Origin of the sequence: Microbulbifer sp. TB1203, from assembly GCF_030997045.1 — a bacterium.
In the GTDB taxonomy this organism is placed as follows: domain Bacteria; phylum Pseudomonadota; class Gammaproteobacteria; order Pseudomonadales; family Cellvibrionaceae; genus Microbulbifer.
Window position 1 is genome coordinate 894,465 of the sequence record NZ_CP116899.1, and the last position, 13,484, is coordinate 907,948.

Annotated in this window: 13 protein-coding genes; 11 read left to right on the forward strand and 2 right to left on the reverse strand. The window is 56.8% G+C overall.

Annotation, left to right across the window (positions count from 1 at the left end; genetic code table 11):
* Window positions 1-106: 106 nt before the first annotated feature.
* On the forward strand, window positions 107-1,177 hold the full coding sequence (locus tag PP263_RS03860) for an efflux RND transporter periplasmic adaptor subunit (protein ID WP_308367053.1): 1,071 nt from the start codon (window positions 107-109) through the stop codon (window positions 1,175-1,177).
* A 12-nt stretch (window positions 1,178-1,189) separates the two neighbouring features.
* On the forward strand, window positions 1,190-4,297 hold the full coding sequence (locus PP263_RS03865) for an efflux RND transporter permease subunit (protein ID WP_308367054.1): 3,108 nt from the start codon (window positions 1,190-1,192) through the stop codon (window positions 4,295-4,297).
* A 242-nt stretch (window positions 4,298-4,539) separates the two neighbouring features.
* Here PP263_RS03865 and PP263_RS03870 read toward each other — a convergent pair whose 3' ends face one another.
* The gene (locus tag PP263_RS03870; RefSeq protein WP_308367055.1) at window positions 4,540-6,561 is read right to left on the reverse strand and encodes a hypothetical protein; all 2,022 of its coding nucleotides are present in this window, start codon (window positions 6,559-6,561) and stop codon (window positions 4,540-4,542) included.
* 430 nt (window positions 6,562-6,991) lie between these two features.
* Here PP263_RS03870 and PP263_RS03875 point away from each other — a divergent pair, with 430 nt between their 5' ends.
* Both PP263_RS03875 and PP263_RS03880 read left to right on the forward strand, forming a co-directional pair.
* Complete coding sequence (locus tag PP263_RS03875) at window positions 6,992-7,543, forward strand: DUF1524 domain-containing protein (protein WP_308367056.1); 552 nt, start codon at window positions 6,992-6,994, stop codon at window positions 7,541-7,543.
* Window positions 7,544-7,609: 66 nt separating this feature from the next.
* Window positions 7,610-7,909: a hypothetical protein gene (locus PP263_RS03880; RefSeq protein ID WP_183463636.1), complete on the forward strand. Its 300-nt coding sequence runs from the start codon at window positions 7,610-7,612 to the stop codon at window positions 7,907-7,909.
* 50 nt (window positions 7,910-7,959) lie between these two features.
* Here PP263_RS03880 and PP263_RS03885 read toward each other — a convergent pair whose 3' ends face one another.
* Window positions 7,960-8,259 (reverse strand): DUF6471 domain-containing protein, encoded by a 300-nt coding sequence (locus PP263_RS03885; protein ID WP_308367057.1) that lies wholly within the window; start codon window positions 8,257-8,259, stop codon window positions 7,960-7,962.
* Window positions 8,260-8,396: 137 nt separating this feature from the next.
* Here PP263_RS03885 and PP263_RS03890 point away from each other — a divergent pair, with 137 nt between their 5' ends.
* Genes PP263_RS03890 through PP263_RS03920 form a run of 7 tightly spaced genes read left to right on the forward strand, consistent with a single transcriptional unit; the run spans window position 8,397 to window position 13,422 of the window.
* Window positions 8,397-8,801 carry a DUF2170 family protein gene (locus PP263_RS03890; RefSeq protein WP_308367058.1) on the forward strand — a complete coding sequence of 135 codons (405 nt, stop codon included), beginning with the start codon at window positions 8,397-8,399 and terminating at the stop codon, window positions 8,799-8,801.
* Window positions 8,798-9,493, forward strand: coding sequence for a PspA/IM30 family protein (locus PP263_RS03895; RefSeq protein ID WP_308367059.1), 696 nt, complete (start codon window positions 8,798-8,800; stop codon window positions 9,491-9,493). The genes PP263_RS03890 and PP263_RS03895 overlap by 4 nt, the downstream gene beginning before the upstream one ends.
* Before the next feature lie 3 nt (window positions 9,494-9,496).
* A complete protein-coding gene (locus PP263_RS03900) occupies window positions 9,497-10,570 on the forward strand; it encodes an ion channel (protein WP_308367060.1) in 1,074 nt (357 codons plus the stop codon).
* Window positions 10,555-11,205, forward strand: coding sequence for a YjfK family protein (locus PP263_RS03905; protein ID WP_308367061.1), 651 nt, complete (start codon window positions 10,555-10,557; stop codon window positions 11,203-11,205). The genes PP263_RS03900 and PP263_RS03905 overlap by 16 nt, the downstream gene beginning before the upstream one ends.
* 15 nt (window positions 11,206-11,220) lie before the next feature.
* Entirely contained in the window at window positions 11,221-11,637 is a 417-nt protein-coding gene (locus tag PP263_RS03910; RefSeq protein ID WP_183463623.1) for a DUF350 domain-containing protein, read from the forward strand.
* A gap of 11 nt (window positions 11,638-11,648) precedes the next feature.
* Entirely contained in the window at window positions 11,649-12,248 is a 600-nt protein-coding gene (locus PP263_RS03915) for a DUF1190 domain-containing protein (protein ID WP_308367062.1), read from the forward strand.
* A 13-nt stretch (window positions 12,249-12,261) separates the two neighbouring features.
* Window positions 12,262-13,422, forward strand: a complete 1,161-nt coding sequence (locus PP263_RS03920; protein WP_308368555.1) for a glutathionylspermidine synthase family protein — start codon at window positions 12,262-12,264, stop codon at window positions 13,420-13,422.
* Window positions 13,423-13,484: the final 62 nt, after the last annotated feature.

The following is a 13,484-nucleotide window of genomic DNA, read 5'->3' on the forward strand; positions in this document are numbered from 1 at the left end:
GCGAGGGCGGGGGTCCAGTAGCCATGGGTTTCTGGGTTCCCGCCTTCGCGGGAACGACGATTTTTAGAGATGCCCTTAAGCCAAAACGATTTTCAGAGAACTGGATATGAAACTCTTTGATACTTCCCGCTTCTGGCTGCTCCCTTTCCTGTTGGCCGCCGCATCAGGGCTGATTGGCTGCAATGGTTCCGGGGCCGATGAGCAGAATGAGGCCCCGGTGTGGCCTGTCAAGATGGCAACGATTTCCGATGTCGGAGATATCGAGGAGAGGCAGTTCGCCGGCCGGGTGCGGGCCGTACAGACGCTCGACCTGTCTTTCCAGGTTGGGGGAAAGTTGAATCAGTTCAAAATAACGGAAGGGGAGATTGTTCCCAAGGGCACGCTGATCGCGGCTCTGGACAGTCAGGATTTCAAGAGGCGGGTCAGGGAAGCTGAGGTCAATGTCGAGCTGCTGGAAAAAACCGTTGCCCGGCAGCGGTCCCTGGCTGAGCGCAATGTGATCTCCAGGCAACAGTTGGATGAAACCGAGACCAACTTCAGCCTGGCCAAGGTCGCACTTGAGAGCGCGGCGCAGGACCTTGCGTATACGCAGTTGAAAGCACCGTTTGATGCGCTGGTAACCCGGCAGCTCGTCGAGAACTATACCAATGTTCAGGCGGGGCAGGGCATCGTTCGTCTGCAGGATGTATCCGAAGTGCGCATTGAGGTTTCAGTCCCGGAGAAGCTGCTCGCCACCATTGACCGGGACCAGGTTAAATCCATCACCGCGTCGTTTGAGTTTTTGCCGGATAAGGAGTTTCCGCTGGAGTACCGCGAGCATCAGGCGGAAGCCAATAGCGTGACGCAGACTTATATCGTCGAGCTGGGTATGCCGCGGCCCGCAGACGTGCAGATACTTCCCGGGATGACCGCCCGGGTAGATCTCAAGCTCAATCAGGCTGAGGCTGGTCGCACATACCGGGTTCCTCTGTCAGCCGTGCAAACCGATGCGGATGGCTCTTCTTTCGTATGGCGAATAAACGGTGATCAGTCTGTCAGCAAGACATCGGTACTGCTGGGCAGCACCGACGGCGATTCTGTGGAAATCACCCGGGGTATTGAGTCGGCGATGAACATCGTCGCTGCCGGAGGGCAGCACCTGTACGAAGGTGCAAACGTTCGCAACTACAGGCAGTGATGGAGAGCCGCAGTGAAGATCTCTGATATTTTTATCAAGCAGCCCGTATACAGCTGGCTGTTGATGTTGATCTGCCTTGTCGGTGGACTCTGGGCCATTGCGGATATCGGCCGCCTGGAAGATCCCGCTTTCACTATCAAGGAAGCACGTGTCTTCACCGCCTATCCGGGAGCCAGTGCCCTGCAGGTCGAGGAGGAGGTTACCGAGAAGCTGGAGGTGGCGATTCAGCAAATGGGCCAGCTCAAGCGCGTGACCTCCACCTCCCGCCCGGGTATGTCGGAAATTCGCGTTGAGATGGCGGATCATTACGATTCCAACGAGTTGCCGCAGATCTGGGATGAGTTGCGCCACAAGGTGCGTGATGCCCAGAGCGGCTTACCCAGCGGTGCCATGACGCCGGTAGTCAACGATGACTTCGGCGAAGTGTTCGGTATCTATTACGCGATTACCGGCGACGGTTTTTCCCGCAGCGAGATGCGGGAAATCACCAAGTATCTCCGCCGTGAGCTGCTTTCCGTCGAGGGGGTGGCCAAGGTTTCGCGCTCGGGCGTGATCGGTGAAGTCGCCTACCTGGATATCGACGAGTCGCGCCTGTCACAGCTGGGTTACTCGCTGGATGACCTGGCTCAGGTATTGCAATCGGAGAGCTCCACCCAGCAGGCCGGTGAGATCGAGGGCAAGGACCTGCGTACACGGGTTGTGGTGGATAACCAGGCCAATGACATGGAGGCTATCCGCAATATTCTGATTGGCGTTCCGGGCTCCACCGCTCTTCTCTCTGTGCGCGATATCGCCAGCATTTCACTGGGATACGATGAGAACCCGGATTTTATCGCTCACTATAATGGCTTGCCGGCCATCCTGATCGGAGTGGCCGGTGCACAAAATACCAATATTGTCGATGTCGGTACGCGGGTCGAGGAGAAGCTCGCGCAATTGAAGCAAGGGCTGCCACTGGGTGTCGAAATACAACCGGTTTACGAGCAGCACAAAGTGGTGGCGGACAGCGTCAACGGTTTCCTGCTAAACCTGGTGTCCTCCGTGGTCATCGTTACCCTGGTATTGTGCCTGTTTATGGGCTGGCGCTCCGGTGTGGTTGTGGGCGTGGTGCTGGGGCTGACCGTGATGGGCACGGTGCTGATCATGAATCTGCTCGGCCTGAACCTGCAGAGAATCTCCCTGGGGGCGCTGATTATTGCCATGGGCATGTTGGTGGACAATGCGATCGTGGTTGCCGAAGGCATGCTGATGGGAGTGCAAAAGAAGGAGTCGCCGCAGAGCGCCGCCAGTCGTGTGGTGCGGCAGACATTCTGGCCGCTGCTCGGGGCCACGATTATCGGCATTATGGCTTTTTCCGGTATCGGCCTTTCCGACGACGCCACCGGCGAATTCCTGTTTTCCCTGTTTGCCGTAATCGGACTATCGCTGCTGCTGAGCTGGGTTCTGGCGATTACGATAACACCATACCTCGGTTTCCATTTGTTCCGCCCCGGAAAAGGCACGGAAGGGGACGATCCCTATGCCGGCAGATTTTATCGCATGTACGCGGATGCCCTGTCCGGTGCACTCGCGCACCGGGGGTCCACTATTGCGGTTTTGGTGGTCGTCACCCTGATCAGTTACTTTGCCTTTGGCTTAGTTAAGCAGGGCTTTTTCCCCAATTCCAATGCGCCGCTGTTTTACGTGAATTACCGCATGCCCCAGGGTAGCGATATCAACAGGACCGAACAGGCCCTGCAGGAAGCTTCAGAGTACCTGTTGCAGCAGAACGAGGTGCAATCGGTCACCGCTGTTGCGGGCCGGGGCGCCGATCGATTTATGCTGACCTATGCTCCTGAACCGCCCAATCCCTCGTACGGCCAGTTGATCGTACGCACTGAAACCCGCGAGCAGATACCGGCGCTCATCGAGCGTACGAAACAGGAGTTGCGCGATTCACACCCGGAGGCGCTGGTCACCTTCAAGAGGCTGGTATTCGGCCCCGGGGGAGGAGCAGACGTGGAGGTGCGAATTTCCGGTGCGGATTTCAATACCCTGCGGCAGTTCGCGGGCGGTGTACAAGACTTATTCAGGAGTAAGGGCCTGGAGGACGTGCGCCACGACTGGCGTGCCCGGGAACCGCTGATCAAGGCGCACCTGGACGGGGAAAGAGCGCGTGTTGCGGGTATCAGCAACAGTGATATCAGCCGCACCCTGCAGTTTGCCACATCGGGTTATCGCGTGGGCAGCTATGAAAGTGGGGACAGGATTATTCCCATTGTCGCCCGGCTGCCGGCAGGGGATCGCAACCAGGTGGGTTCGTTGCCGGACCGGCTGGTGTGGAGCCCGAACCAGAAAGATTATATTCCCGCGGGACAGCTGGTGGAGAAGTTTGAGACTACGGCGGAGGAGGGGCTTATCCAGCGTCGCGACCGGGTGCCTACTATCACTGTCAGTGGTACTGCGCCACAAGGTGTTACCGCCATGGCTGCATTCGAAAAAATACGCTCCGACGTTGAAAATATTGCATTGCCGCCCGGTTACAAAATCGAATTCGGCGGAGAGTTCGAGCGCTCTTCAGATGCACAGGCATCGCTCGGCAAAGGCTTGCCGGTCGGTTTCCTGATCATGATCCTGATATCGGTGCTGCTGTTCGGTACCCTGCGCGAGCCGTTGATTATCTGGCTGGTGGTTCCCATGAGCCTGGTGGGTGTGGTGGTCGGTTTGCTGGTATCCGGCTTGCCCTTCGGGTTTATGTCTCTGTTGGGCGTGCTGAGTCTCTCGGGAATGCTGATCAAGAATGCCGTGGTGCTGGTGGATGAAATTGAAGTTCAGACACGGGAGGGCCTGCCGCGCCTGACCGCCATCGAGCGGGCCAGTGTCAGCCGCCTGCGGCCGGTGTTCCTCGCCGCGGTTACAACGATACTCGGTATGTCACCGCTGCTTTTCGATGCCTTCTTTGCCGATATGGCTGTGACAATTATGGGTGGACTGGGGTTTGCCACCATTTTGACCCTGATCGCGGTGCCTGTGCTTTACGCGGTTTTCCATAAGGTTGGGCAGAGCGAAGTTGAGCGGGGCGATGCCTCCGGGCAACTGGAGAATACCCCGCATAAATCGGTCGAGCCCGAGCTGCTGTGAATGCCTTTAGAGAGCGTTATATTAGCGGTCCGCTCGAAGGGAGCCCTCTCTCTTGACCTGGTAGAGTCGACAGCCGCGTTGCCCCTCTTGAAAAGGGCTGGCCATTCCCTGCGAGCGGCGCCTAACTGTGAACAATTTGGGGGGGTCTGATATACACCATTAGTACCTTACACCACACTAGTAGGAAGGACTTCTTCGGGAACACAAGGCCCACTGCGCGGGCCTTTCTTGTAGTTGCTATATCAGGGGAGCAAATTGGGCGGTACTTTCACCGGGCGCATGTTTGTCTTGTACTGGGGACGATTATCTATCGAGCCGAATGAGAAAATATGACCGGAGACAGTAGGGTCGGACATGTTTTCCCTCTGCCAGTCATAGAAGAACCGATGGTAATGGTGTATCCAGTACCCGTCATCGCTGTTTATCTGATGCAGGTTCCATTCACGCTCGTGATAGAGCACGCATTCGTCGTTGTCCGCCGGATCCCAGCTGGTCGGCATACAGAAGCCGCCGAAGTTATAGCGATAACGACGTATTAGCATATTGCCATCGTCATTGATCAACCAAAGGCCAGGCATTACAGAGTACTCGCTGTCTTCAAGTGTGCCATTTTCATCCATGTCATAGGTTGAAACTGTTAGAGCCGTACCGTTATCGTTTACTTCAAACCAGAAATGATTGAGCGGCTCGAAGAAAGAAAACGGATAACGGTAGATTCCGGGAGCGGACAGCACAGTCCAGGAGGGCTCTTCCTTGAGTAGCAGAAAGCTGTTCCGGGTAAAGACGCCTGCGTTCTGGGTTGTTTTCAGATTGACGCTGGCAATGTTCTGGTTCTCAGAAAGAAAGACCAGATTTGCGCTATCACCATTGGCATAGCTAATCTGCAGGCTACCATCGGCGGCAATCATCCAGCTTGCATTTTCCTCGGAGGTGATCAGCGTTCCATCGCCATTATAGGATTCAACGGTGACCGAGGCTGTACCTCCCTGGCCTGGGCTGCCGGAAAAAGAGATCTTTGAAGCATATACTTCCAGGGAGGCGCCGGTGCCGTTTACGGGACTGCTAACCACTCCCGCGGTGACGGATCTGGGTACGCTGTAGTCCACACCCAACTGCAAAATTTTAGTGGCGTTGACTCTGTTCTCAGACTTGAGGGCGGTGCCGGTAGTCAGCGAAACGACGGGCGAGGTGTCAGGATATTCTCCATCAGGGTAATGAGTGTAACTTTCAATATCGAGCAGAAGCACATCGCTCAACTTTCCCAGGGAAAGCCAGCGTAAGTTGTTGATACGGGTAACGGTTTGCTCGTGAACTGATTTGCCGAGATCGCCATCCCAAGGGTGTGCGTCGCTTGATATCAGTTCCAGTCCTTCGAAACTTACACCACTCTCCCCTAGAGACCAGTTGAAGGCACTTTCGTCAAGCTTGGCACTCATGGTGCCGTCGCCACCGGAATTCAGTACTAGGCGGCTGCCGTTGAAAACACCGGTAAGGCTTGCTTCAGGCGTTGTGAAATAATAGATATCTGCAACATCATCTGCGCTTTGAATAGGTTGCGACAGCACCAGATTGGAATCGCTGGCAATCGCTGCTTGCGTGTTGTTCCACAGATCGGGGTTGGTTGATCTCGCATTCACACCATGCGCCGCAGAGATTTCCAAATCACCGGCAAAGGCGTAGGTATCTGCCGATTCCGATGGCAGCCTCAGATCTGGGTCATCGGGGTATTCCATGGCAAGGATGATGGAAGTTGCGACAGCGAATACGACTTCGGAGTCGACCATTTTTGCGGCGGATTCCAATGCTGTCTGATCGGAAATTTCGCCGCCATTCGCGCTCTTCAACTGCGCTGATATTGCCGTGGATACTGCGGAAAGATTGACGGACGAGTTTTCATCCGCGGTGAGAATATTGTCGGAACCTGCAGCGTCATCCAGGGCACCGGCTTCACCCATTACCGAAACATAGTGCAACTGGCTGTTGGATGAAGTCTTGGCACTTGCGGTGACTATCATGCCTGCCAGGGCTTCATCCAAGCTGAGTTCCAATGAGTAAACGCCGTTGCTATCTGCATTAGTGTTGAAGCGCTCGCTCCCGACAGCAATTTCGATGTCCGCCGCTCCGGCCTCAACGACCGATCCCTGGACGGTGAAATTGAGCCTGGTTGCTGGTGCCGGACCGTCGCTGTCATCCGAGCCACCACCACCACAGGCAGCGATCATCATACAGCCCCCTAATATGGCGGCCTTGCCGAAATTATCCATAAGTTTCCTTAGAAGCTTTTGATTATGCAGTGATGTTCCGCTATGGAAGCGGTCAAATAATATTTGTATCCTGCGTTCATTGCCAGTAATGGGAACGCTTATTTTTTTGATGGGCTGATAGAAATAAGAATATGACAAATCTGCAATCAGCTGGACAAAATATATCCATCCATTGCCGGCCGCGGACCTGCTCTCATTAACTTAGGGGCCTGTTTAAAGTCTTCTTATAAAGCTGCCAGACCGGGTGGGAGAGAGGCTCCGCCCTGGAAAGCCCTTCGCGATATTCTAAAAAGGCTCTAAGCGGCTATCAACGCGCCCAAGCTGAAAGTGGCCGCCGCCAATCTGCGACTCAAAACTCAGTGAATTGGTCGATATTCCGTTTTTTTAGTTTTGTGTACGATAGTGCCAGAATTTGGTTGGCAGAAGTCGTATGCGTATTCGATCAATTTTTGCACGAGTTGTATTCCTTTTCTCCCTGCTGGTCAGCGCATCGGTACCGGCGGATTCCTATAAGAGAGCAGATTGGCTGCCGCGCTGGTCAGACTTTGATCGCGACTGTCAGGACACCCGCCACGAGCTGTTAATCCGCTACTCCCTGGCTCCGGTTACGTTTACCCGCTCCGACAAGTGCAAGGTGGCTACCGGGATGTGGATGGACCCCTATACGGGCAATTTTTATACCAAGGCATCGGATCTGGATGTGGAGCATATAGTGTCGCTGAAGTGGGCCCACGATCACGGCGGTGCCCACTGGGATAGGGCACTGAAGCGGCAGTTTGCCGAAGACCCGGACAACCTCTGGCTGGTGGACGACGGCCGCAACCAGAGCAAGGGGGATCGCGGGCCCGATGGGTGGATGCCGCCCTATGCGCCTGTGGCCGCTCTCTACGTGCAGCGCTTTATGGCGATTGTGCAAAAGTATGGCCTGCGGCCCACACTGGCGGAAGCCAGCCGCTTCCAGACGCTGGCGGCAGGCTCCTAGGCAGAGGAGAAATACGCCCGCCGCTGCTAAGCTTAACTGGAGTCGGTCGTTGTAACGGGTGGCCTTATGAGGCAGTGGTTGCTCGCCGCCGGTCTGATATTGCCGGTTGCCTACAGCAGTGGTGAGAATAGTGTTCTTCTATTGGAGGTGGAGGGGGATAGCCCCACTTTGAGCTTCTGTCAATTGCGCTTCTACGAGGAGGATGAGGGGCGCCTGCTGTGCAACTGGGCAGTGGATTTCAGGTACGCCTGCTTTGTCCCCTATCCCCGCAACAAGATCCTGCAGGCGGGCTCGAAAATCACTGAGCCAGTGGTGGTGGGGGAGTGCGATAACGGCGAGCCTATCATCAAACTGCTGCACTATTGACCGCTTTGTGGGGTTCCCTCTCCCGAGTACCGGTAAATTCCTTCCCCTGGTCAGATTTTCCCCCGCGGGCTTTGCAGTTCGCGCGCCTGTTTGAGAATATCCCGCATCGCGCTGTCTTCCACACCGAGTACGTCGATAATGGCCGCCAGCAGGTCGGCGGAGAACATGCACTTGCTTACCTTGCTGCGCAGGTTTTCCGGCGTGACTGAAATGCCCCTTTCGTCCAGCGCGCTGGCCAGGTCGCTGTAGCGCACGCTCTTCAGGGCCATGGAGGCGCGCACGTAGCGGGCGATGGCCTGCTTGTAAGGGGTGAGCGCGCGCTGGTTTTCCAGGCTTTGTTTGCGGTCCATAGATGTCCTCGCTCAAGATGTGACCCATGATAGTCTTACGTGGAAGATATGCAACAAAAATTATTAATAAACTATTGACGCTTTTATTTTAGCTGCTATATTCGTGACCAATATTCCACACCTGAAAGGGAGTCGAGATGACCTGGAACAAAGAGAACCTTAAGGAACTGGCCGAGCGCCACCCGGAGTGGGTGGTCGAGGCGGAGGGGGACTGCCTTAGCATTTCCAATGACGAGGGCGTCGACGCCTTTGTCTATGCCGGCGAAAAACAGATAGTGGTGGAAACCATTCTCTTCCCCGTCGCGGATGTCGCCAATGAAACGGCGTTGAACAAGCTGATCCTGCAGACCCACCAACTGGTGCCGCTCACCACTATCGGTATCAACAATATTGGTGGCGAGGACTACTACGTTGCCTTCGGTGCGCTGTCGGTATCCAGTAAGGAGGAAGTGGTGGTCGAGGAGATCGAAACCCTGTTCACGAACGTGGGGGATTTCCTGGATCTGTATGCAGAGCATCTTGAGAAGGAGAGTGTGGCATGAGCCTGAGAAAAATTTGGACCGCCCTGCGCGGTGCGGTAAATGAAGGTACCGAGGCTATTGTCGACAGCCAGTCCATTCGCATCCTGGATCAGGAGCTGCGCGAGGCCAAATCAGAACTGAAATCCTGCGACGAGAATCTGACCAAAATCATGGCCAAGCGCAAGCTGGCGGAAAACAAGGTCAACTCCCTGCAGGTGGATATCGAAAGCTACAGCAACCACGCCATTGCCGCCAGCGAGAAGGGCGACGAGAGCCTCGCCATCGAGTGCGCAGAGCGCGTGGCGGAGCTGGAGACGCAGCTGCAAACCGAGCAGGGCCTGCTCGAAGGTTTTCTCAATTCCGAGCGCTCCCTGAAGAGCAATATTGCCAAGGCCAAGACCAACGTGCGCCGCATGGAGCAGCAGATCGACCAGATCAAGGCCACGGAGTCGGTGCAGAAGGCCCAGGTTGCCGTTTCCACCCGTCATATGGGGGCAAACAGCAAGGTCAAGACTGCGCTGGACAGCCTGGAGCGCATCAAGAACAAACAGCAGCAGCGCGCTGCCGAGCTGGAGGCGGCGGAAGAGCTGGCCGCGGATGAGAGCGGCTCCAGCCTGGAAGCCAAACTGAAAGCGGCCGGGATCCAGCCGGGCGGTCAGGTCAGCGGAAGCGATAAACTGGCACAACTGCTGGCAAGCCGCGAAAAGGCCTAATCCATGTTGCTGTATAAAGTGCGACGCCTTCTGGCGTCGCTTTTTATTAGGGCCAATCTCTCCACGGTGATCTTTGCGGTCGCGCTCTATGCGGCCACCTGTTACCTGTTGCTGAGCGCCGCCGGTGAAACGGAGATCATCGCCCGGGAGAATTTTCTTTACTGGCTGGTGGTTACCGCTTCCACAGTGGGTTACGGGGATTATTCCCCTGCGACTCCGATGGGAAAACTGGCGGTCAGTCTGTGGGTGATTCCCATGGGCCTGAGCTTGTTCGCCATGGTGATCACCAAGGTGGGATTTGCGATTTCCGATTTTGCTCACCGGGGAAAGAAAGGTTTGCGTATGATCAATCTCAAGAATCACACGGTTATTATCGGCTGGAATGGCCCCCGAACCCTGCGCCTGGTCGAGCTGTTGCTGGCCAAGACCAATGGCGACGCCGGGCATGTGGTTCTGTGTGTGGATGTGGAAATTGAAAATCCGCTGCCGGAACGTATCGATTTTGTGCGGGTGGAATCCTTCTCCCACGCCGAAACCATGCAGCGGGCGGCGCTGGACAGAGCCTCGCGGATTATTATCGACAACCCCCTGGACGATGTGACCCTCACCACTGCTCTCTATTGCGATAAAGTGAGTCCGGACAGCCACAAAACGGCCTATTTCCAGGATGAGTCGGTGGGTGAGTTGTTGCGCGCGCACTGCCCGAAGATCGAGTGTATCCCTTCGGTGGCCGTGGAGCTGCTGGCCAAGTCCTCATTGGACCCGGGTTCCGCCCGCCTGCATCGCCAGCTGCTGGACAGTACCTATGGAATGACCCAGTACAGCGTACCCTACCAGGGTGAAGCTGCATTGCCGGTGGGTGGGCTGTTCGATCACTTCAAGCACAACCTGGCCGCCACGCTGATCGGCGTTCGGCGCGCCGGCGAGCAGAAGGTCGATATCAATCCCGCGCTGGATGAAACCGTGGAGAAAGGGGATACTCTCTATTACATCTCCGCGGAGCGACTGGATGAAAAACGCTGTTTCGCGATCAAAAATCAGGCCATGGAAGCGACCACAGAATGTTTGCCAAGCTGATAAAGAGAATAAGCAAGCCGGCCCCTGCAGTGCAGACCCCGTCCATTATGGGCCTGCGCCTGGGCGCCAGTTTTGAGGTGGACCCGCTCGCCATCAAGCTGATGTTGGACGAGTTGACCATCGAATCCTGTTCACCCACGCAGATTATCAAGGCGGCCGGGGTCATCGATCTCGACGGCACCTGGGTGTACCGCTTTTACACCGACGACGACGCCTGGCTGCAGGTAGTGGCGGAGGGCGGTAACCGCGACGAGCATGTGGTGGATGTCAAATTGTTCCACTTTTACGACACCCGGGACATCGCTTCCGAGCAGGCCTGGAACCAGCTGCTTGAGCGGGAAATCGGCCAATCCAGCTATATGTTGGAGAATAAAAGCTACCAACGGGTGTGGACCGCGGCAGGGGAGTATCACAACCCCGTGCATATGGCGGAAAAGACCTACGAGGAGGGTGGAGACCATTCCACCACCGACCAGTTCACCATGCTGTTCGAGCGCGAGCTTTCCGGTGGGCGCACCGAATCGCTGTTCCTCTCGGCAGAGGAAAAACTGGAAAAGGGCGGTTACCTGAGCCGCTGCCTGGTGCTGAGCACCGGAATCACCCTGACCCCTTCACAGCTAACTATTCACGGATAATAAGGAGAAGTCCCCATGGATCAGCAGTATGATCTATTGACCGGTATTGTGCATTTTGCGGCCTATTTTGGTCTGTCGCTGGTGTTGCTTATCGCCTTCAAGTTTCTCTACACCCTGGTGACGCCCCATGACGAGTGGAAGCTGATCAAGGAGCAGAAAAATACCGCCGCAGCCATTGGTTTTGGCGGTGCGGTACTGGGTTTTGCCATTGCCCTCGGCGGTGCCGCCAGCAATTCGGTCTCCCTGCTGGATTTTGCAACCTGGGCCCTGATTGCCCTGATCGCGCAGCTGCTCGCCTTCGCCATTATCCGTTTCGGTTTTATGCCGCGCATTGTTGCGCGTATCGAGGAGGGGGAGATCAGCGCGGGAATCATGCTGGCCGCGACCACCATTGCCGTGGGCGTGCTCAACGCAGCCTGTATGTCTTATTGATTGGGGGCACCATGAAACGTAGCAGACATATCGATCTCAACCGTATGCGCAAAGCCGCCGGCAGAAGCTTTTTCATGCGCCCGCTGGCTCTCGGCGTGGCGGCGGCCCTGGCGGGTTGTGCGCAGAAAGAAGAGGTAAAGGTGGTCTCCTCTATCGAGGACTGCGTGAGCAATACCTCACTGGACGAACAGCAGTGCGAGGCCGCCTATCAGAAGGCACTGGCGGAGGCTGAGCGCACCGGCCCCAAATACCCGGGGCGCGCCCAGTGTGAAACCGAGTTCGACAGCTGCCAGCGCACCGGTTCCGGCGTCTGGATGCCGCTGATGACCGGGTTTATGATCGGTTCCATGCTCAACGACCGGAACTACCACTCCGGTTACTACAATCCGGTCTACCGCTACTCCCGCCCCCATTCATCCTATTACAACCGCATTATGACCGCGGACGGCACGGTGATCGGCCGCTACGGCAAGGGCTCTTACAGCGTCGACCGCTCGGCGATGAAGCCCAAGCCCACGGTGACCCGCACCGTATCCCGCGGGGGTTTCGGTTCGGTCGCCTCCGCCAAATCCAACTGGGGCGGCGGGCGCTCGGGCGGCTGGGGAGGCTGATTCCGTGTTGCGCATGCCCATCCGGGAGCGGCCGCACTGGCGGGACAGGGCACGGGAGTTCGGTTTCGGTTTCCACACCATGTACGGCGAGCCCTACTGGGATGAAAGCGCCTACTACCAGTTTTCCCTGGAGCAGATCGAAAGGGACATCGAGGCCCCCACCGAGGAAATCCACCAGATGTGCCTGGAGGTGGTGGCCAGGGTGGTGGAAGATGACGAACTGATGCGTCGTTTCCGCATTCCCGAGGGACACTGGGATTTTTTGCGAGAGTCCTGGCGCAACGGCGACCCCTGCCTCTACTCGCGCCTGGATTTCGCCTATTCGGGCAGCGGCCCCGCGAAACTGTACGAGAACAATGCGGATACCCCTACCAGCCTCTACGAGACCGGCTTCTGGCAGTGGCTGTGGTTGCAGGACAACGTGGACAGCCGCGCGTTGCCGCTGCAGGCGGACCAGTTCAACTGCCTGCAGGAAAAACTCGTCAACCGTTTTCGGGACCTGCATTTCCTGACCCCCGGGCGCGAGCTGCACTTCGCCTGCTGCAAGGGCACGGAAGAGGATCGGGGTACGGTGCAGTACCTGGAGGACTGCGCCCGCGAGGCCGGCATCGACAGCCATTTTGTTTATATCGAGGATATCGGCCGGGATGCGGAGGGCAATTTCACCGACCTGAAGGACCGGGTGATCACCTGGATGTTCAAGCTCTATCCCTGGGAGTTTATGTTCCGGGAGGAGTACGGCGAGTTTCTCGGCGGAAACAACATCCGCTGGCTGGAGCCTCCGTGGAAAGCGATTCTGTCCAACAAGGCGCTGCTGCCCATGCTCTGGCGGCTCTTTCCCGGGCATCCCAATCTGCTGCCGGCCTATTTCGAGGACGAGCTGGACAAAGCCTCGGATCTGGATGCGCTGGTGAAAAAGCCGATCTTTTCCCGCGAGGGAGCCAATATCTCGATCGTTCGCGGCGCCGAAGTCGCTCCCGTTTCCGATGGGCCCTACGGCGAGGAGGGCTATATCTACCAAGCCCTGCACCCGCTGCCGCAGTTCGGTGGCAACCACACTCTGATCGGCAGCTGGCTGGTGGACGACGAGGCGGCGGGAATGTCGATGCGCGAAGACAGAAGCCCGATCACCCAGGATATGAGCCGCTACCTGCCGCACGCCATCGTCAGCTAGCCGTTTCGTAGGGTGCGCTGTGCGCACCGCGGGCGGGATATCTACACCAGCTTTAAAACGGT